The organism is Marinactinospora rubrisoli (assembly GCF_042664915.1).
Taxonomy (GTDB): domain Bacteria; phylum Actinomycetota; class Actinomycetes; order Streptosporangiales; family Streptosporangiaceae; genus Marinitenerispora; species Marinitenerispora rubrisoli.
This window is the reverse complement of record NZ_JBHTBH010000003.1, coordinates 436,614-454,968: the sequence shown is the minus strand read 5'-3', so window position 1 is coordinate 454,968 and position 18,355 is coordinate 436,614. Positions and strand designations below refer to the sequence as shown.

Sequence of the window (18,355 nt, the reverse complement as noted above, 5' to 3'; positions counted from 1 at the left end):
CGGGCTATACTGGGCGGAGCGTTCGTACTGGGGACCGGCTGGCCCGGTTCCCGGCCGGATGCCGGGACCTCACGGTTCCGGACGAGGACGTGCACGCGTTCTGGCCCGCCTCGTGGCCGGCCGAGTGCGGCGCCCCCGGCGCACGTGGTGGGGCGCGCTCGTTGTCGTGTACGCTTCCACGGTTGGCGCTCCGCGCCGACCTGCCTGCTCATCAGACCTCTCTCGGGTCTCTTCCGCGCGCGTAAGCCCGCGGGCCCCGAGCGCTTGAATGGAGTTACCGTGGCTTCCGTCTGCGACGTCTGCGGCAAGGGACCAGGGTTCGGTAACAGTGTTTCCCACTCGCACCGCCGCACCCGCCGCCGCTGGAACCCCAACATCCAGACCGTGCGCACGCGCGTGGGCGGTACGCCCAAGCGCCTGCAGGTGTGCACGTCCTGCATCAAGGCGGGCAAGGTCGACCGCTGACCACCGGCCCATCCGGACCTTCGCCGAGCGCCGTGCCCTCTGAGGGCGCGGCGCTTCGTGCTGTTGCGCGGGCCGCGTTCACCCGTGCCGGCGCGCGGTGATCCTGCTCCGGGTCCGCGGCCGCGTGGCGGGTGCGGACGGTCTCACAGCCCGCAGGGGCCACCGTTCAGGGAGCAGCTGGCCGGGTACTGCGGGCGTCCCTGGGCGGTGAAGTTCACGGTGACGCTCTCACCGGGCGCGATGCCGCTGCGCCAGTCGGGCTGGCGCGCCACCATGCCGTCGGCCGTGGGCTCCCACTCGGCCTCCCACGCGGACTCGATCCGGACGTCGGAGAAGCCGAGCACCAGTTCCCAGGAGGAGAGGGTGCCGTCGCCGGTGTTGGTGATGGTGACCGAGCCGCCGAACGCGTTGTCGGAGTAGGGGTTCATCGCGTAGGAGACCGCCGGAGCGGCGCCGTCCGTGGCGCGGTCGGCGCCCGGGCCGGGTACGGGCTGCTGCTCCGCCGTCGCGCTGCCGGTGTGGTCGGCCGGGCCGCGTTCCGTGTCGGAGTCGGGCTGGACGGTCTCCGTCTCGGGACTCGCCACCACTTCGGGGGAGACCGAGGGCCGGGGGCTGGTCTCCGTCGCGGGCAGCCGGCCGCTGTCCCCCGGGTCGCCCGGGGTGATCTGCTGGGTTCCGGGGTCGGAGAACCGCAGGTAGATCTGGGTGGTGCTGTAGGCGAAGAGCACCATGCCCACGGTGATGCCCGAGATCACGAGGACCCGGAGCAGCCGCGGGGGACGCACCTTGCGGGGCACGGTGCTGCCGAGCACGTGGCCCACGGTCGCGATGGGGCCGCTGTCCGCCGGTTCCGCGCGGTGCGCGCCACGCTGGCCGCCGCCGGCTGCGCCGTGCCGACCCATGTCCGTTCCGCCTTCCGATCGCGTCGCGTGAACTGGGGGAGGTTAACCGGAAGTACTGCAGGGGTTCGCTGACCGACTAGACCGACAACGCCGCCGGGCGCCCCGGGGGGGGTGCGGTGCGGCGGCGCGCGCACCGTGTCCGCGCTGCTCCCGCCGACCGGTGCGGTGGATGCGTTCGGACGTGCCGGGGTGGGTTCACGGTCCGTCACCGCGTCGGCCGGGGGCGGGGTCCCCCTGATGATAACCGGCCTGAGCTTAGCGCGATTCGTCGCTACAAATCCGACTTGTGGGCAATACCCGGACGGATCGCGCCCCGGCCCGGTCACCTGGAGCGACGCCGGCACGGCGCGCGGCGGCGGGCCCACGGGCCCGCCGCTATCCGAAGTGGCTCCAGCCGCCACGGACCGGCGCGGCGCCGTCGACCGTGACACCGTCGCCCTCGGTGACCACCCCGATTTCGGTCCACCCCGTCGGCAGCCCGGTTTCGGCCGGGAAAGTGGCCGCGAGGGCGTGGTCCTCGCCGCCCGCGAGCATGTACTCGGCCGGGCGAGCCGGGCCCGCCCCGAGTTCCGCCAGCACCCGCACCGCCTCGTCCAGGACCGGGTCCGCCGGCAGCGCGCCGGTCCGCAGCGCGACCGACACACCGCTGGCCGCGGCGACGTGCCCGAGGTCCTGGACCAGCCCGTCACTGACGTCGAGCATGGCGGTGGCGCCCAGTTCCGCGGCCCGCGGGCCCTCGGCGTACGGTGGGCGAGGCCGCCGGTGCGCCGCCAGGCATTCGGCCGGGCCGTCCGCTCCGGCGCGTAACAGCGCCAGGCCGGCCGCCGAGCGCCCCAGCGTTCCGCACACGGCGACGACGTCGCCGGGCCGCGCGCCGTCCCGCCGTACCGGGGCGCGGCCCTCAAGGTCACCGAGCGCGGTGACGGCGATGGTGAGCGTGCCGGAGCGCACCACGTCGCCGCCGGCCACGGCCGCGCCCGCCAGCGCGCACTCCGCGTTGAGCCCGTCGCTGAGCGCGTCCGTCCACGCGGTGGCCAGGTCCGGCGGCGCGGCCAGTCCGACCAGCAGTGCGGTCGGCCGGGCGCCCATGGCCGCAACGTCCGCCAGGTTCTGCGCCGCCGCCTTGTGGCCGACGTCGCGCCCGCCGGACCACTCCCGCCGAAAATGCTGGCCCTCGACCAGCAGATCCGTCGTCGCGACCACGCGCCCGTCGGCCGCGCGGACCACCGCGGCATCGTCACCGGGCCCGATGATTACGTTCTCCGTCTGCGGGAATCGTGCAGTGACCCGGGCGATCAGCCCGAACTCACCGATATCCCCGATGGTGCTCCCCACAGGCATCAGGGTACGGTGGCGCACGCGGTGCAGTGGTCTAGACCCCCGCCGGGAGCAGGGCGGGGCCGGGCGGCCGCACGGAACCAGGAGGGGTGTTGATGGTGCAGGCGTACATACTGATCCAGACCGAGGTCGGCCGGGCCGGCGACGTCGCACGCGACGTCGCCGAGATCGAGGGGGTCACCCAGGCCGAGGACGTCACCGGTCCCTACGATGTGGTGGTGCGCGCGGAGGCGGAGGACGTCGACGCGCTCGGGCGGCTCGTGGTCGCCCGGATCCAGCACCTCGACGGCATCGCGCGCACGCTCACGTGTCCGATCGTCAACATTTGATCGTGGAGTGGACCTGATGCGACGTGCGGCGGCAGGTGGGGCGCTCGCCGTTCTGTTCCTCCTCGCGGGGTGCGCCGCGGGCGAGGTGGAGGTCCCCGCACCGGCCCCGCAGGGGCGGGCGGCCGACCTGTGCCGCACGTTGGTCGACCAGGTCCCCGGCACCCTCTTCGGTCAGGAACGGATTCCGGTCCGCCCGGAGTCGGAGTTCGTCGCCGCCTGGGGTTCGCCGACGATCGCGCTGCGCTGCGGCGTCCCCCGCCCCGAGGGCCTGCGGCCGGACTCCCAGCTGACCGTGGTGAACGAGATCTCCTGGCTTCCCCAGCCCGCCGACCGCCCGAACCTCTACACGGCGGTGGGACGCGAGGCGTACGTGGAGCTGTCGATCCCTCCGTCGTACACTCCACCGGCCGAGGCGCTGGTGGCGATCGGCGGCCTGATCGGCCGCGAGATCCCGGCGCTGCCGGCGGGCGAACTCTAGCTCCACCGGCACCGCGACGGCGAACCGCCGAGCCGATGCCCTCGCGACGGGGCGCGGGGCATACGGCCCCGCACCCCGGTCACGGTCAGCCTCCGTTGTCCATACCGGGGACGCCGATGTCGCCGCCGGCCGCTTCGATCTCCGCGGCGGTCATACCCACCGCGCCGTCGCAGCGCGCGCCCGGCTCTGGGACGCCGGGGTGCTGTTCGTAGAGGCGCAGGAACTTGCCGAGCCGTTCGTCGGCGGGGGTGTCCAGGGCGACCTGGCGGCCCCAGGCGGAGGCCACGATGGGCGACGGCATGTCGCCCTCGTAGGGGCTGACGACGACGTAGCTGCCCGGGGTGTACAGCTCGTTCAGCTGCTCGACCTGTTCCTCGGGGAGGTCCGGCCGGTAGGTGATCCACACCGCGCCGTGCTCCAGGGAGTGCACCGCGTGCACGTCGCGCAGCGGTTCGGTGTAGACGCCGCAGTTCTGCCAGGCCGCGTGGTGGTCGCCGCCGACCGGCGGGGACTGCTCGTAGTCGACGTCCTCCTCCACGTGGGTGTTGGTCAGGCCCTCGAACTCCTGGAGGCCCTCGACGGTGCGGCGCTGGTACTCCATGTAACCGGCGAAAGCGACCCCGCCGAGCACGAGCACCACGGCGGCGCTGACACCGGTGGTTCGGACGATCTTGCGGCGCCGCTCCTCACGGATCCGCTGCGCACGCCGCTCCTCGGCCTTTTTCCGGCGCCGCTGCGCCGCACTCTCCGTTGACTTGTTACCCACTTGCCCCAACCGATCGCCGTGTCAACTTATCCTCATTTGGAGCGTACGCACCAGAAACGCCAGATACTTCAGGATGGTTCCCGTGAGTAACGAAGGCGACGGCACGGAGGTATCAACCGGGTCGCGCCCGGCGCGCCGGGTGGTCCCGATTCCCTTCGTCGCGGTACTGGTCGCGGCCGCGCTCGTCGTGGGCTACCTGCTGGGGCGGCCGGGCTATCCGCTGGACAACTCGGCCGACGCCGGTTTCCTGCGGGACATGAGCGCGCACCACGCCCAGGCCGTCGAGATGTCGATGACCGTCCTGGAGAAGAGCGACGATCCGACCCTGCGGATCGTGGCCGAGGACATCGCCACCACGCAGCAGTCGCAGATCGGGCGCATGCAGGGGTGGCTGGTGCAGTGGGGGCTGGGCGCCCGCGGCGCCCAGCGGCCCATGGCGTGGATGGCCGGACACGGCCACGGCGGCGACGCGCCCGAGAGCATGCCGGGCCTGGCCACCGAGGAGCAGATGGCCGAACTCGCGGCGGCGGACGGCGAGGACGCCGAGATCCGGTACCTGAAGCTCATGATCGAGCACCACCGCGGCGGCGCCGAGATGGCGGACGCGGCGGCGAGCCTGGGCCGCGAGCCCATCGTGACCGACTTCGCCCGGGGCATGGCGGCGGCGCAGCGTTCCGAGATCGAGCTGATGACCGGCATGCTCGCGGATCGTGGGGTCGAGGCCGACGCCTCCTGATCGCTCGCCCGGCGTGTTCCCGCTCACTTTCCCCCGCACGGTTCGCGCGGAATGCCGGAGTACGCCAGACTTGCGATGCCGCCCGGCCGATCGGACCGTGGCGGCATCGCCGGTGCTCAGCCGGCCCACCGGGCCGTGGCGCCCGGCTTCCGCACCGTCCGGCAGGGGGCTCGCACACCCCCGGACGTGACCTCTCCCTCGTTCGGCCCCGTCGATTTACTACACGGCGTAGAACTACACTTTGTAGTACTACCGGTCGTCGAGCCGAAATCGCGGAGAGGCGGGCATGGACGCACTGGATCTCGCACGGTGGCAGTTCGGAATCACCACCATCTACCACTTCCTGTTCGTGCCGCTGACGATCGGCCTCTCGGTGATCGTCGCCGGACTGCAGACCGCGTGGCTACGGACCGGCCGGCACGAGTACCTCCAGGCCACGAAGTTCTTCGGCAAGCTCTTCCTGATCAACTTCGCCATGGGCGTGGTGACCGGCATCGTGCAGGAGTTCCAGTTCGGGATGAACTGGAGCGAGTACTCGCGCTTCGTCGGCGACGTCTTCGGCGCCCCGCTCGCCATGGAGGCGCTGCTCGCCTTCTTCCTTGAGTCCACCTTCATCGGCCTGTGGATCTTCGGGTGGGACAAACTGCCGAAGAAGGTGCACCTGGCGTGCATCTGGGCCGCCGCGATCGGCACCAACCTGTCCGCCTACTTCATCCTCGCCGCGAACGCCTGGATGCGGCACCCGGTCGGCTACCGGGTGAACGAGGAGACCGGACGCGCCGAACTCACCGACATCTGGGCCGTGCTGTCGAACGAGCAGGCGTGGTCCACCTACCTGCACGTGCTGAGCGCGGCGTTCATCACCGCCGGCATGTTCGTGGTCGCGGTCAGCGCCTTCAAACTGTGGCGCAACCACGCGCACGGCGACACCGGGGAGCCCGGCGTCACCCCGCCCAAGGGCGACCGCGAGCTGTTCCGGCGCACCCTGCGGCTGGGCATGCTCGTCACGCTCATCGCCGGCGTGCTCGTCGTTTACTCCGGCGACCACCAGGCCAAGCTCGCGGCGGCTTATGAGCCCATGAAGCTGGCCGGCGCCGAGGCGCTGTGGAACACCGAGGACGCCGCGCACTTCTCGATGTTCGCGGTGGGCGACGTCGACGCCCGCACCAACGTCTTCGACATCAACATCCCGTACGTGCTGAGCTTCCTGGCCACCGGCGAGTTCGGCGGCACCGTCGAGGGCATCAACGACCTCCAGGCGCAGTACGAGGCGATGTACGGGCCGGGCGACTACACGCCCAACATCTTCGTCCTGTACTGGTCCTTCCGGCTGATGATGGGCCTGGGCATGTTCAGCGTGCTGCTCTCGGCGCTGGGCCTGTGGCTCACCCGGCGCAAGCGGCTCCCCACGACCCGGTGGTTCTACCACGCCGCCGTCCTCGGACTGCCGCTGGCGCTGGCCGCCAACATCTTCGGCTGGGTGCTCACCGAGATGGGCCGGCAGCCGTGGACGGTGCACGGCGAACTGCTCACCGCGCAGAGCGTGTCGCCCGGGGTGAGCCTCGGCGAGGTGGCGCTGTCCCTCACCGTCTTCACCGCCGTCTACGGGGTGCTCGCGGTCGTCGAGGCCGCCCTGCTGTGGCGGTACGTCAAGGCCGGGCCCGCGCACGTCGTCCCTCCCGTGGACGACGACGCCCCCGGCGCCGACGACAACGACAGCGCCCCCGTCCCCGCCTTCGTCTACTAGGAACGGGCTGCCATGGATCTCCCCGTCATCTGGTTCGTCGCCATCGCGATCCTGTGGACCGGCTACTTCGTCCTGGAGGGCTTCGACTTCGGCGTCGGCGTGCTGCTGCCGGTCGTCGGCCGGGACAACGTCGACCGCCGGGTGGTGATCAACTCGATCGGCCCGGTCTGGGACGGCAACGAGGTGTGGCTCATCACCGCCGTCGGCGCCATGTTCGCGGCGTTCCCCGCCTGGTACGCGTCGATGCTCAGCGGGCTCTACCTGCCGATGCTGCTCATCCTGCTCGCGCTCATCGTGCGCGGTGTCGCGTTCGAGTACCGCGGGAAGGTGGACAGCGACCGCTGGCGGGCCGCCTGGGACAAGGCCATCGTCGTGGGGAGCCTGCTGCCCGCCGTGCTGTGGGGCGTGGTGTTCGGCAACGTCGTGCGGGGCCTTCAGGTGGACGCCGACCAGATCGTGGTCGGCGGCCTGTCCGACCTGGTCAACCCCTACTCGCTGCTCGGCGGGCTCACCACCCTGGCGCTGTTCACCCTGCACGGCGCCGTGTTCCTCACGCTGAAGACCGACGGCCCCGTGCGGCGGCGCGCGCGCACCGCCGCCCTGCGCACGGCGGTCGCCACGGTGCCGCTGCTCGTGCTGTTCGTGGCCTGGACACAGGTCGCGCACGGCGGCGGGTGGACGGCGCCGCTGGCCGCCCTGGCGGCGGGGGCGCTGGTCGTGGGGGTGCTGCTCGCCGCCCGGGGCCGCGAGGGGTGGTCGTTCACCGCCACCGCGACCTCGATCGCCGCGGCCACGGCGCTGCTGTTCGGCGCGCTGTTCCCCGACGTGCTGCCCTCGACCATCGACCCCGCCCACAGTCTGACGGTGTGGAACGCGGCCTCCGCTCCCTACACGCTCACCGTCGTCAGCTGGGTGACCCTGGTGGCACTGCCGGTGGTCATCGGCTACCAGGCATGGAGTTACTGGGTGTTCCGCCGCCGGGTCACGCGGGAGCACATCGAGCCGGCGCCGGCGTACGGCGGCCAGGGCGGCGCGCACGCCTCCGTCCGCCTGCCGGCCGCCCGGAGCGAGCCGCCCGTTCCGCCCATCGCCGGCTAGCACCCACCGGACAGGAGGTCAGCAGCCGATGAAGCCCCTCGACCCGAGGCTGGTGCGCACCGCCCGCGCGGTCCGGGTGCACCTGGCGGTCACCGTGCTCTGCGGAGCGGCGGCGACCGGACTGGTGCTCGCCCAGGCCGGCCTGCTGGCGCACACCATCGCCGGCGCCACCGCCGGGGCCGGGGTGGCCGAGTTGTCCGCGGCGATCACGGGCGTGGCGGCGGTCGCCGTTGCCCGCGCGCTGCTCTCCTACGGCGCGGAGGCCGCCGCCCTGCGGTCGGCGGCGCGCGCCAAATCCGAACTGCGGACCCGGCTGGTCGCCCACGTGACCGGCCGCGATTCCGGCGGCGACGGCACGCGGCCGCGCCGCTCCCCCGGCGGCACGCCCGGGGGCGACGGCTCGGGGCCGGTCTGGTTGTCAGGGCGGGCCGGCCCCGACGGGACGGGCACCCCCCGCGCCGGTGAACTGGTCACGCTCGCCACACGTGGCCTGGACGCGCTGGATGACTACTTCGCCCGGTATCTTCCGCAGCTGGTGCTGGCGGTGCTCGTCCCCCTGGCCGTTCTCGTCGTCGTGGCCGGCGCCGACTGGATCTCCGCCATCGTCATCGCGGTCACGCTGCCACTGATCCCGGTCTTCATGGCTCTCGTCGGCTGGCACACCCAGGCGCGCACCCGGCGCCAGTGGCGGCTGCTGCACCGCCTCGGCGGCCACTTCCTCGACGTGGTCGAGGGGCTGCCGACCCTGGCCGTGTTCCGGCGCGCCAAGGCGCAGGCCGGGATCATCCGCCGGGTGACCGAGGAGCACCGGCAGGCCACCATGGGCACCCTGCGGGTGGCGTTCCTCTCCGCGCTGGTGCTGGAACTGCTCGCCACGATCGCGGTGGCGCTGGTGGCCGTCGAGGTCGGGCTGCGCCTGATGTACGGCCAGCTCGGGTACGAGACCGCGCTGCTGGTGCTGATCCTGGCACCGGAGGCGTACCTGCCGCTGCGCGAGGTCGGCGCCCGTTTCCACGCCAGCATGGAGGGGGTCGCGGCGGCCGAGCAGGTGTTCGCCGAACTGGACCGCGGCGGCCCGGCCGCCCGCCCGGCCACGCAGGCCGCCGCGCCACCGGTGCCCGGCTCCCCGGACCGCGCGCCGTCGCTGCGCTTGGACACGGTGTCGCTGCGCTATCCCGGCCGCGCCACGGACGCGCTGGACCGGGTCTCCCTCACCGTGCCGCCGGGGCGGCGGGTCCTGGTGACCGGCCCGAGCGGCGCGGGCAAGAGTTCGCTGCTGGCTCTGCTGCTCCGGTTCGCCGCGCCCACCTCCGGCACCATCCTCGTGGCCGACCCCGACCGGCCGGGGGACCCCGGCATCCCACTGGACCGGCTGGACGCCGACGAGTGGCGGAGCCGGATCGCCTGGGTTCCCCAGCACCCCTACCTTTTCGACGCCACCGTCGCCGACAACATCAGGCTCGGCGCCCCCGACGCCGACCTCGCCGCGGTACGGCGCGCCGCCGAGCTCGCCGAGGCCGACGCGTTCGTTCGCGCGCTGCCGCAGGGGTACGCGACCCGGATCGGCGAACGCGGCGCGCGCCTGTCCGCCGGGCAACGGCAGCGCGTCGCGCTGGCCCGGGCGTTCCTCCGCGACGCGCCCATCGTGCTCCTGGACGAGCCGACCGCGCACCTCGATCCCGACAACGCGGCGGCGGTGCGCACGGCGGTCACCCGGCTGCTCGCCGGGCGGACCGCGCTCGTCGTCGCGCACGACCGGGGTTGGTCCGACGTCGTGGACGCGACCGTACGGATCTCGGCCGGGCGGATCGCCGGCGGCGACCGACCGGTGGAGACCCCGGGCTCCCGGGCGGAGGTGCCGTCATGACCGCCCGTACCGGCCGGACGGCCGCGATCGGAGCACGGCCAGCGGGCAAGGACGCCAGGCACCCCGGCGGAGCCGCCCCTGTGACGACGTGTTCGGGCCGGACGGTCACGGCGCGGTTCGCCGCCCCGCGCATCCCCGAATCGTGGCCGCCACGGCGGTGCACACCGCGGCCACCCGGCTGCTCACCGGACGGACCGTGCCCGGCGTCGCACGCGTCGGAGACGGTCCGCCACCCCCGACGCGACCACAGGGATCACCATCGGCCGTCCGGCGGAGATCCCGGACGGGCGAAGGAGGACGCGCTCATGACCACGAGCACCCACCGGACGGCCGCGACCGGGGCCGTCGCCGCCCCCTCGTCCAGGGCCGCTGCCACCGCACGGCGGCTCCGGGGCCCTCAGGCGCGCAAGGACGCGCTCGTGGCCACCTCCGGCGACGCGACCGCACCCGCCACGGACCGGATCACCACCGGTGAGCGATGGTCCGCCGTCCCGGACGCCGCCGCGGTCGCTCGCCTGCTCGCCGGTCACACCACGATCGTCATCGTGCCCGGGCACGGAGGAGCCGACGCGGTCGATACGGCCATGCGGTTCGCATTCGGCCGGATCACGCCCCGCGAACGGCCGGCGGACCTCCCGGACGCCCGGGCGGAGGGCCTGTCATGACGACGCGCACCGACGGAACGACCACGGCGGAGTCCGTAGCCGCGCGAGCCGCCGACGCCGCACCCCCGGCCCCGGGCATCCGGGAGCCGCTGGTGCGGATGATCGCGCTGGCCCGGCCGCGCGGCGCCCGGTTCGCGCTGGGAGTGCTGTTCGGCGCCGCGGCCGCCGGTGCCGGGGTCGCGCTGCTCGGGGTCGCGGGCTGGCTGCTCGCCACGGCCGCCCAGCATCCGCCGATCACCGCGCTCAGCGTCGCGGTGGTCGCCACCCGGGCGCTCGGCGTCACGCGCGGGGTCACCCGCTACCTGGAGCGGCTGGTCACGCACGACGCGGCGTTCCGCACCCTCACCGACGTGCGGGTACGCGTCTACCAGCGGCTCGCCGCCACCGAGCCGGTCCGCCGGTTCCGCTCCGGCGACCTGGTCAGCCGGCTGGTCAGCGACACCGACGCCGCCCAGGACCTCCTGGTGCGGGGCCTCACCCCGCCCCTGGTCGCGATCGTCACGGGCGGCGCAACGGTCGCCGTGTGCACGGCGCTGTTCGCACCCGGCGGGCTGCTGCTCGCCACGGGGCTGCTGCTGGCCGGCCTCGCGGTGCCGCTGGCCGCCGCCCTCCTGGGCCGCGGCCCGGGACGTCGCCAGGCGGCGGCCCGCGGGGAACTGTCCACCGCGCTCGTCGACGCCCTGTACGGCGCTCCGGACCTGATCGCCTACGGCGCCATGGACCGGGCGGTGACGCGAGTGCAGCGGGCGGACGCCGAACTGACCCGGGTCGCCCGCCGAGACGCGGGCCTCCTCGGGTTCGGCGCGGGCGCGACCGCCTTGGTCACCGGCCTGACGGTGTGGGGCGCGCTGCTGCTCGGCGTGGCCGCGGTGGCCGGCGGCTCCCTCGACGCGATCTCGCTCGCGGTGCTGGTGCTCACCTCGCTGGCGGCGTTCGAGATCGTCGCGCCGCTCCCGGCCGTGGCCGCCCGGCTGGGAGCGGTGCGCGCCGGCGGCGAGCGGCTGTTCGACGTCCTGGACACGCCACCGGCGGTCGAGGAGCCCGAACACGGCCGCGAGCTGCCGGCCGGCGCGGTGGACCTGCGGGTTCGCGGCCTGCGGGTGCGTTACGCCGCCGACGAGGAATGGGCCCTGGACGGGATCGACCTGGACGTGCCGGCGGGCCGGACCGTCGCGGTGCTCGGCCCCAGCGGCGCGGGCAAGAGCACGCTGGCCGCGGTGCTCTTCCGGTTCCGTGACCCCGACGAGGGCACGGTGCTGCTCGGCGGCGCCGACCTCACCGGCTATCCGGTCGACGAAGCCCGGGCCGCGATTTCCGGGGTGCCCCAGGACCCGCACGTCTTCGCGAGCACCCTGCGGGAGAACCTGCGCCTGGCCCGCCCCGGCGCGCACGACGACGAACTGTGGGAGGCACTGCGCCGCGCCCGGCTCGCGTCCGACGTCGAGGCGATGCCCGAGGGCCTGGACACCGAGGTCGGCTCGCACGGCGCCCGGCTCAGCGGCGGCATGCGCCAGCGGCTGGCCCTGACGCGCGCCCTGCTGGCGGACCCCCGGCTCCTGGTGCTGGACGAACCCACCGCCCACCTCGACCCGGACACCAGAGACGCCGTGGTCGCCGACCTGCTCGCCGCCACGCGTGGACGCTCGACCCTGCTCATCACGCACGACCTCGCCGGGCTGGACCGGGTGGACGAGATCTACGTGATCGCCGATGGCCGGGTGATCGAGCACGGCAGCCACACCGACCTGCTGGCACGCGACGGCTGGTACCGGAGGGCGCACACCGCGGCGCGGTGACGCGACGGCCGCACATCCGGCGGGACCCGCCCGCCGAGGCCGGCCACCGCGAAGCCGCGTCGGCACGCCCGCCCGGCTACGCTCCGGGACCGGTTCGGATGCGGCGGAAGTGGAACGCCTCGCGCTGTCATACCTCAACTGATATCGACGTCGGCAGGCAAGCAGAGGGACGGACCGCCCGACCGCCGCGATCGGCGGCGCCGACACGCCAGAAGCCCCCAAAGCGGCGATAAAGTCGCGTCGTGACCAATCCCGTACGCGAAGTTCTCACCGGCGTCGGCGCGCTGTTGCAGGGGTTCGGCCTCATCCTGCGCCGGCCCAAGCTGTTCCTGCTCGGCGCCATTCCGCCGCTCATCACCTCCGTGCTGTTCGTGATCGCCCTGGTGCTGCTGATCGCGAACGCCCCCGAACTCGTCGCCTGGATGACCCCGTTCGCCGACGGCTGGGACGAGGTCTGGCGCACCACGCTCCGGGTGGCCTTCGGGATCGCCCTCGTCGCCGGCATGGTGCTCGTCATGGTGGTGGGCTTCACCGGCTTCACGCTGGCCTTCGGCTTCCCGCTGTACGACAAGATCGCCGAGGACGTCGAAGAGGAGCTGGGGCACGCGCCACCCGCCACGGACGAGCCGCTCGCCCGATCGATGCTGCGCGCCCTCCGGCAGTCGCTCGCCCTGATGCTGATCTCGGCGGCGGTCGGCATCCTGCTGTTCGCCGCCGGGTTCATCCCGGTGGCCGGGCAGACCGTGATTCCGGTGATCGCGGCGCTGTTCGGCGGCTGGATGCTGTGCATCGAACTGGTCGGTTCCGCCTTCGACCGCCGCGGCATGCACCGCCTGGCGGACCGCCGGGCCCACATGGGCCGGTACCGGCTGCGCTCGCTGGGCTTCTCGGTCCCGGCCTACCTGCTGCTGGCGATCCCGTTCGTCGCGGTCATCGTCTTTCCGGCGGCCACGGCGGGCGGCACGATCCTGGCCCGGCAGTTGCTGGCCGGCGCGCCCGGACAGCCGACGCCGCCCCTGGTGGACGGTGCACCCCGCCCGCCTATGGGGGAGTGAGCCGGACGATCGCGTGCTCGCCGTCCACGGCGACCACCGTGACCTCGATACCGTTCATGACGAAGAGCGCGGTGTCCGCGGTGTCCGCCGAAGGGGCCGGCACGCTGCCGCTGACCTGGCTGCCGGGACCGTACCCGCTGAAGGCGACCGTCTCCTCGTCAACGGTGTCGAACACCATCCGGTCCAGGCCGTAACCGCCGTCCAACGGGAATTCATCGCCCTCCGCGACCTGGACCTCGCAGTCGGCGTCGGAACAGGCGGCCAGATCGGTGCCGTCGGCCGCCTGCGGTAGGTCCTGTGGAGCGGCGGAGGCGGTGGACGTACCGGCCGCGCCGTTGGCCGACGTGCTCGGCGCGCTCGACTCCGCGTCCTGCCCGTCTTCCGGGGTATCGGCGGCGCCGCAGCCGCCGAGCAGGACGACCGTGGCGATCAGGGTGGCGGCGGTCATCGGGGGGCGGGGAATCCTGATCATGGCGCCTCGTTCAGGGGCCGCGCGTGTCCGGGACGACGAAGCCGCACGGCGATCACCTCGTCGCGGACGGTTTCTACCCTCGACTGAACGCGGCCATGCCGCCGCAAGAGGCCAATGGTCCGCCTTCGCGGAGAAGGCGGACCGGAAGCGGCCGGGCCGGACCGCTCACCGCAATCCTGGCGACCGTCGCAACCCCGTCTGGATCAGCCGGTCGACCAGCGCCGGATAGTCCAGTCCGCTGGCCGCCCACATCTGCGGGAAGGCCGACTGCGGGGTGAATCCGGGCAGCGTGTTGATCTCGTTGACGTAGACCTCGCCGTCGTCGCCGTAGAAGAAGTCCACCCGGGCCAATCCCTCGCACCCCACGGCGTCGAACGCCTCGGCCGCCAGGCCGCGGATCCGCTCCGCGACGTCGGTGGAGAGGTCGGCCGGGATGGTCAGCGTGCTGCTGGAGGACAGGTACTTGGCCTCGAAGTCATAGAAATCGAACTCGTCGGCTACGTGGATCTCCGCCGGGACGGAGACGTCCGGCGCTCCGCCGTCCAGGGACTCCAGGACGCCGCACTCGATCTCCCGGCCGGCGATGCCCGCCTCCACGATCACCTTGGGGTCGTGCTCGCGGGCCGCCTCGATCGCCGCCGTCACCGCATCGGCGTCGGCGGCGTCGGTGACCTTGCTGATGCCGATGCTGGAGCCGGCGCGGGCGGGCTTGACGAAGACCACCCCGCCCAGTTCGGCGATGTCGTCGAGGATCCGCTTGCGTTCCCGCCGCCACCCGCGGTCGGTGACCGCCACGTACGGTCCGACCTTCAGCCCATGGCCGGCGAACAGCACCTTCATGAAGACCTTGTCCATGGAGGCGGCGCTGGCGAACACACCCGCGCCCGCGTACCGGGCGCCCATCATCTCCAGGAGGCCCTGGATGGTGCCGTCCTCGCCGAACGGGCCGTGCAGCAGCGGCAGGACGACGTCGACCTGCCCGATGGTCTGGGGCACCTGCTCGGGGCGCACCATGAGGAGGCCGGGATCGCTGGTGAAGGGCAGCGCGAGAGACGCCCCGGGCGCCCCTTCGTCGGTCACCTCGGGGAGCCGGCCGTCGGTGATGGCGAGCCGGTCCGGTTCGGCCGAGGCCAGCACCCAGTCGCCGTCGCGGGTGATCCCGACGGGGACGATCTCGTAACGCTCCGTGTCCATCGCGGACAGCACGCTGCCCGCGGTGACACAGGAGATCTCGTGCTCGGAACTCCGTCCGCCGAAGACCACGGCGACCCGTATTCTGCGCTGCTCGGCCATGGTTTAGGAGCCTATATCGCGGTCGGCCGGATCCGGAACCGGGAACTGCCGTTGTCGCCTTCCCGGCCGGAAATTCCGATCACGGTGCGTTGATCCCGTCGAGCGCGCCCAGTGCGTCGGCGATCAGGTCCGCGGGGTCCTCCACGCCGATCGAGAAGCGCACCGCGGCCGGGCCGATGCCGGCCGCCCGCAGGGCCTCGTCCGGCATCTGCCGGTGCGTGGTCGAGCCGACGTGGCCGGCGAGCGTGTGCGTCCCGCCCAGCGAGGCGGCGATGCTGGCGACCCGCAGCCGGTCGGCGAAGGCCATTCCGGCGTCCCGCCCGCCGCGCGGTGTCACGGTGACGACGGCGCCGAACCGGCCGGCGTCGAACAGCCGGCGGGCCGGCGCGTGCCCCGGGTGGTCCGGCAGGCCGGGGTAGTCCACCCGTTCCACGGCCGGGTGCCGCGCGACGGCGGTGGCGAACTCTGCGGCGGTCGCGCACTGCCGGGCCACGCGCAGCGGCAAAGTCTCCAGGCCGCGGTGCAGCAGGAACGCCTCGTCGGGGGCCAGGCACGGGCCGAGGTCCACCCGCGCCGACCTGATCGCGTCGATGACCCCGTCCCGGGCGACGACGACGCCTCCGGTGGCGTCGCTGTGCCCGCCGAGGTACTTGGTGGCCGAGTGCAGCACGACATCGGCACCGTGCTCCAGCGGGCGGCAGACCGCCGGTGAGGCGAAGGTGGAGTCCACGACCAGGAAGACGCCGGCCGCCCGGGTGAGCTCGGCCAGCGCCGGCAGGTCGCTCACGGTCATGGTGGGGTTGGACAGCGTCTCGGTGAAGACGAGGGTGGTCTCGGGGCGCAGCGCGGCACGGACGGCGGCGAGGTCGGTGATGTCGACGAAGTCGGTGGTCACCCCGAAGCGGCGGAGCAGGCCGTCGAGCAGCGCGTGGCTGGTGCCGTAGATCGACTGTGCGGCGACGACGTGCGCGCCGGCCCGGGTGAGGGCGAGCAGCGTCGTGCTGATCGCCGCCATCCCCGAGGCGAACGCCTGCCCGTGCACGTCGTGGTCGAGCCCGTCCCCCTCCAGCGCGGCGACGGCGTGGGCGAACGCCTCGGTGGTGGGGTTGTCGATCCGCGCGTAGGAGTAGCCCGGCCGCTCTCCGGCGAGGACCTCGGCGTACTCCCGCGACGTGCCGAACGCGTAGGTGGTGCTGCGGTGCACGGGGGGCCGCACCGGCCGCCCCACCGGCGCGTCCGGCGCCGGCAGCCGGACGGCGCGCGTGTTCTCTCCCGGACGTTCGGCCATGCTCGCCGCTCCCCCGTCTCCCTGTTGATGCCGACCGCCCTCGGCCGGCCGCCTTACACGGTACGCACCGGCCGCACGGTCCAGGCGAGGGGGGCAGGTCACACGCCGTACCGCTCCGGTTTGGCGCTGCGGGACATGAAGCGCAGCAGTGCCTCGGCGGGCGGCAGGTCGCCGTGCATCATGCCGACGACGGCCTCCGTGATGGGCATGTCCACGCCGTGCGCACGTGCGAGGGCGAGGACCGACTCGGAGGACTTGACCCCCTCGGCCGTCTGGCGGGTCTCGGCGATGACCTCCTGCACCGTCCGTCCGGCCCCGAGGCGTTCGCCGAAGGTGCGGTTGCGCGACAGCGGTGAGCTGCACGTCGCCACCAGGTCGCCCATTCCGGCCAGCCCGGCGAGGGTGTGCTCGTCGGCGCCGAGCGACACGGCCAGCCGGACCGTCTCGGCCAGGCCGCGGGTGATGAGCGATGCCTTGGCGTTGTCGCCGAAGCCCATGCCGACCGCCACGCCGACGGCCAGCGCGATGACGTTCTTCACCGCGCCGCCGAGCTCCACGCCGATCATGTCGGTGTTGGTGTAGGGGCGGAAGTAGGGCGCCCGGCAGATCTCCTGCAGCCGCACCGCCGTGGCCTCGTGCGCCGCGGCGATGACCGCGGTCGCGGGCTGGCGCTCGGCGATCTCGCGGGCCAGGTTGGGGCCCGAGACGACCGCCACCTGGGCGGCCGGGAGATCCAGCGTCTCGGTGATGACCTCGCTCATCCGCCGCGACGTGCCGAGTTCGATGCCCTTCATCAGGCTGACGATGACCGCATCGCGCGGGATGTGCGGCCGCCACACGGTGAGGTTGCCGCGCAGCGTCTGCGAGGGCACGGCGATGACGACGAAGTCCGCGCCATCGACCGCGGCCGCGGCGTCGGTGGTGGCCGACAGTGCGGGATTCAGCCGGACCCCGGGGAAGTACTGGGGGTTGCTCTGCTCCCGGTCGATCGCCTCGGCGACCTCCGCCCGGCGCGCCCACAGGACCACTTCGGCCTGCCCGGCGTCGGCGACCACGTTGGCGAACGCGGTCCCCCACGAGCCGCTGCCCAGCACCGCGACCTTCGTCATCTGTTCCCTTCTGTCGCCTTCCCTGCCGCGCGGTTCCGCCTCGGTCACGCGCGCGCCGCGTCGTCGCCGGTCTGCTCGTTTCCGGCCTGCTCCGGGCCGGTCTCCCCCGCCGACTCCAGCCGGGCGCGGCGGGCCAGCTTGGGGTCGTAGATCTCGGTGGGCGGCTGCTCGCCGCGGAGATCGGCCTGCAGGCCGGTGATGGCGGCCATGATGTCCGCGGTGGCCGCGCGCAGCGTCGACGCGGTCATCGGCCGGCCGCGGTACTTGGCGAGGTCCACCGGCGGCCCGGCGGCCATCTTGACCCGCTTGGGTGGGAAGGGGCGCACCTTGGCGGTGCCGTAGGGCAGCAGGTGCTGCTCGCCCCAGTGGGCGATGGGGACCACCGGCACACCGGTGGTCAGCGCGAGCCGCGCGACCCCGGTCTTGGCGGCCATGGGCCACAGGTCGGGGTCGCGGGTGCAGGTGCCCTCGGGGTAGAAGATGACGGCGGCCTCGTGCTCGGTGAGCGCCTTCTCGGCCTCGCGCAGTGCCTTCACGGCGTCGGCGCTGCCGCGGAACACCGGGATCTGCCCGGTCTTGCGGGCCACGGCGCCCACGACGGGGATCCGGAAGACGCCCTCCTTCGCCGTGAAGGTGGGCCAGCGGCGGCCGGCGACGTAGACGTAGTGCGCCACCGTGAGCGGGTCGGCCATCGAGAGATGGTTCGCGGCGAGGATCACACCGCCCTCGCGCGGAATGTGGTGCTGGCCGCGCCACTCCCGCCGGGTGACCGCCGCGATGATCGGGCGGACGACGGCGATGGCGATCGCCTTCACCCACGGGGATTCCCGGCGTTTCATGGCGGCTCCTTGGCATGGCGCTGGCGGGGCGGCGCGGTACGGCCGACGTGCCAGCATAGTCATCCGGGAATACCCGACCGCGCGCGGCCGCTCCAGTCTAGGCAGTCCCGCC

At 73.3% G+C, this 18,355-nt stretch carries 18 protein-coding genes; 10 read left to right on the top strand and 8 right to left on the bottom strand.

Annotation, left to right across the window (positions count from 1 at the left end; translation table 11 throughout):
- Positions 1-279: 279 nt before the first annotated feature.
- Positions 280-465, top strand: coding sequence for a 50S ribosomal protein L28 (gene rpmB / locus ACFQRF_RS08795; RefSeq protein WP_114396674.1), 186 nt, complete (start codon positions 280-282; stop codon positions 463-465).
- Between the two features lie 143 nt (positions 466-608).
- On the opposite strand, the gene ACFQRF_RS08790 is transcribed toward rpmB, so the two are convergent.
- Together ACFQRF_RS08790 and ACFQRF_RS08785 are read right to left on the bottom strand one after the other, a co-directional pair.
- Positions 609-1,367: a cellulose binding domain-containing protein gene (locus tag ACFQRF_RS08790; protein WP_379870335.1), complete on the bottom strand. Its 759-nt coding sequence runs from the start codon at positions 1,365-1,367 to the stop codon at positions 609-611.
- A 375-nt stretch (positions 1,368-1,742) separates the two neighbouring features.
- Positions 1,743-2,702 (bottom strand): thiamine-phosphate kinase, encoded by a 960-nt coding sequence (locus ACFQRF_RS08785; RefSeq protein ID WP_379870333.1) that lies wholly within the window; start codon positions 2,700-2,702, stop codon positions 1,743-1,745.
- 98 nt (positions 2,703-2,800) lie between these two features.
- Between ACFQRF_RS08785 and ACFQRF_RS08780 the strand changes: the two genes are divergently transcribed.
- On the top strand, positions 2,801-3,034 hold the full coding sequence (locus tag ACFQRF_RS08780) for an Lrp/AsnC family transcriptional regulator (RefSeq protein ID WP_379870332.1): 234 nt from the start codon (positions 2,801-2,803) through the stop codon (positions 3,032-3,034).
- A gap of 16 nt (positions 3,035-3,050) precedes the next feature.
- On the top strand, positions 3,051-3,512 hold the full coding sequence (locus tag ACFQRF_RS08775; RefSeq protein WP_379870330.1) for a DUF3515 domain-containing protein: 462 nt from the start codon (positions 3,051-3,053) through the stop codon (positions 3,510-3,512).
- A gap of 85 nt (positions 3,513-3,597) precedes the next feature.
- Here the strand turns inward: ACFQRF_RS08775 and ACFQRF_RS08770 are convergent, their stop codons facing one another.
- Complete coding sequence (locus ACFQRF_RS08770) at positions 3,598-4,278, bottom strand: DUF3105 domain-containing protein (RefSeq protein WP_379870329.1); 681 nt, start codon at positions 4,276-4,278, stop codon at positions 3,598-3,600.
- A gap of 73 nt (positions 4,279-4,351) precedes the next feature.
- Here ACFQRF_RS08770 and ACFQRF_RS08765 point away from each other — a divergent pair, with 73 nt between their 5' ends.
- The 7 genes from ACFQRF_RS08765 to ACFQRF_RS08735 all read left to right on the top strand — a co-directional run bounded on the left by ACFQRF_RS08765 (position 4,352) and on the right by ACFQRF_RS08735 (position 13,242).
- Entirely contained in the window at positions 4,352-5,014 is a 663-nt protein-coding gene (locus ACFQRF_RS08765) for a DUF305 domain-containing protein (protein WP_379870327.1), read from the top strand.
- Positions 5,015-5,300: 286 nt separating this feature from the next.
- Positions 5,301-6,761, top strand: coding sequence for a cytochrome ubiquinol oxidase subunit I (locus tag ACFQRF_RS08760; RefSeq protein ID WP_379870325.1), 1,461 nt, complete (start codon positions 5,301-5,303; stop codon positions 6,759-6,761).
- 12 nt (positions 6,762-6,773) lie between these two features.
- Positions 6,774-7,859 carry a cytochrome d ubiquinol oxidase subunit II gene (cydB, locus tag ACFQRF_RS08755; RefSeq protein ID WP_379870324.1) on the top strand — a complete coding sequence of 362 codons (1,086 nt, stop codon included), beginning with the start codon at positions 6,774-6,776 and terminating at the stop codon, positions 7,857-7,859.
- Positions 7,860-7,887: 28 nt separating this feature from the next.
- Entirely contained in the window at positions 7,888-9,726 is a 1,839-nt protein-coding gene (cydD, locus tag ACFQRF_RS08750; protein WP_379870322.1) for a thiol reductant ABC exporter subunit CydD, read from the top strand.
- A gap of 305 nt (positions 9,727-10,031) precedes the next feature.
- Positions 10,032-10,391 (top strand): hypothetical protein, encoded by a 360-nt coding sequence (locus tag ACFQRF_RS08745; RefSeq protein ID WP_379870320.1) that lies wholly within the window; start codon positions 10,032-10,034, stop codon positions 10,389-10,391.
- A 98-nt stretch (positions 10,392-10,489) separates the two neighbouring features.
- Positions 10,490-12,187, top strand: a complete 1,698-nt coding sequence (cydC, locus tag ACFQRF_RS08740) for a thiol reductant ABC exporter subunit CydC (protein ID WP_379870438.1) — start codon at positions 10,490-10,492, stop codon at positions 12,185-12,187.
- Between the two features lie 242 nt (positions 12,188-12,429).
- Positions 12,430-13,242, top strand: coding sequence for an EI24 domain-containing protein (locus ACFQRF_RS08735; RefSeq protein ID WP_379870318.1), 813 nt, complete (start codon positions 12,430-12,432; stop codon positions 13,240-13,242).
- On the opposite strand, the gene ACFQRF_RS08730 is transcribed toward ACFQRF_RS08735, so the two are convergent.
- The 5 genes from ACFQRF_RS08730 to ACFQRF_RS08710 form a co-directional block, all read right to left on the bottom strand.
- A complete protein-coding gene (locus tag ACFQRF_RS08730) occupies positions 13,229-13,714 on the bottom strand; it encodes a hypothetical protein (RefSeq protein WP_379870316.1) in 486 nt (161 codons plus the stop codon). The genes ACFQRF_RS08735 and ACFQRF_RS08730 overlap by 14 nt on opposite strands.
- A gap of 165 nt (positions 13,715-13,879) precedes the next feature.
- Positions 13,880-15,007, bottom strand: coding sequence for a D-alanine--D-alanine ligase family protein (locus ACFQRF_RS08725; RefSeq protein WP_379870314.1), 1,128 nt, complete (start codon positions 15,005-15,007; stop codon positions 13,880-13,882).
- A gap of 79 nt (positions 15,008-15,086) precedes the next feature.
- Entirely contained in the window at positions 15,087-16,295 is a 1,209-nt protein-coding gene (locus ACFQRF_RS08720) for a trans-sulfuration enzyme family protein (protein WP_379870313.1), read from the bottom strand.
- 98 nt (positions 16,296-16,393) lie between these two features.
- Entirely contained in the window at positions 16,394-17,404 is a 1,011-nt protein-coding gene (locus ACFQRF_RS08715) for an NAD(P)H-dependent glycerol-3-phosphate dehydrogenase (protein ID WP_379870311.1), read from the bottom strand.
- A 44-nt stretch (positions 17,405-17,448) separates the two neighbouring features.
- Positions 17,449-18,243 carry a lysophospholipid acyltransferase family protein gene (locus ACFQRF_RS08710; RefSeq protein WP_379870309.1) on the bottom strand — a complete coding sequence of 265 codons (795 nt, stop codon included), beginning with the start codon at positions 18,241-18,243 and terminating at the stop codon, positions 17,449-17,451.
- Positions 18,244-18,355 lie beyond the last annotated feature (112 nt).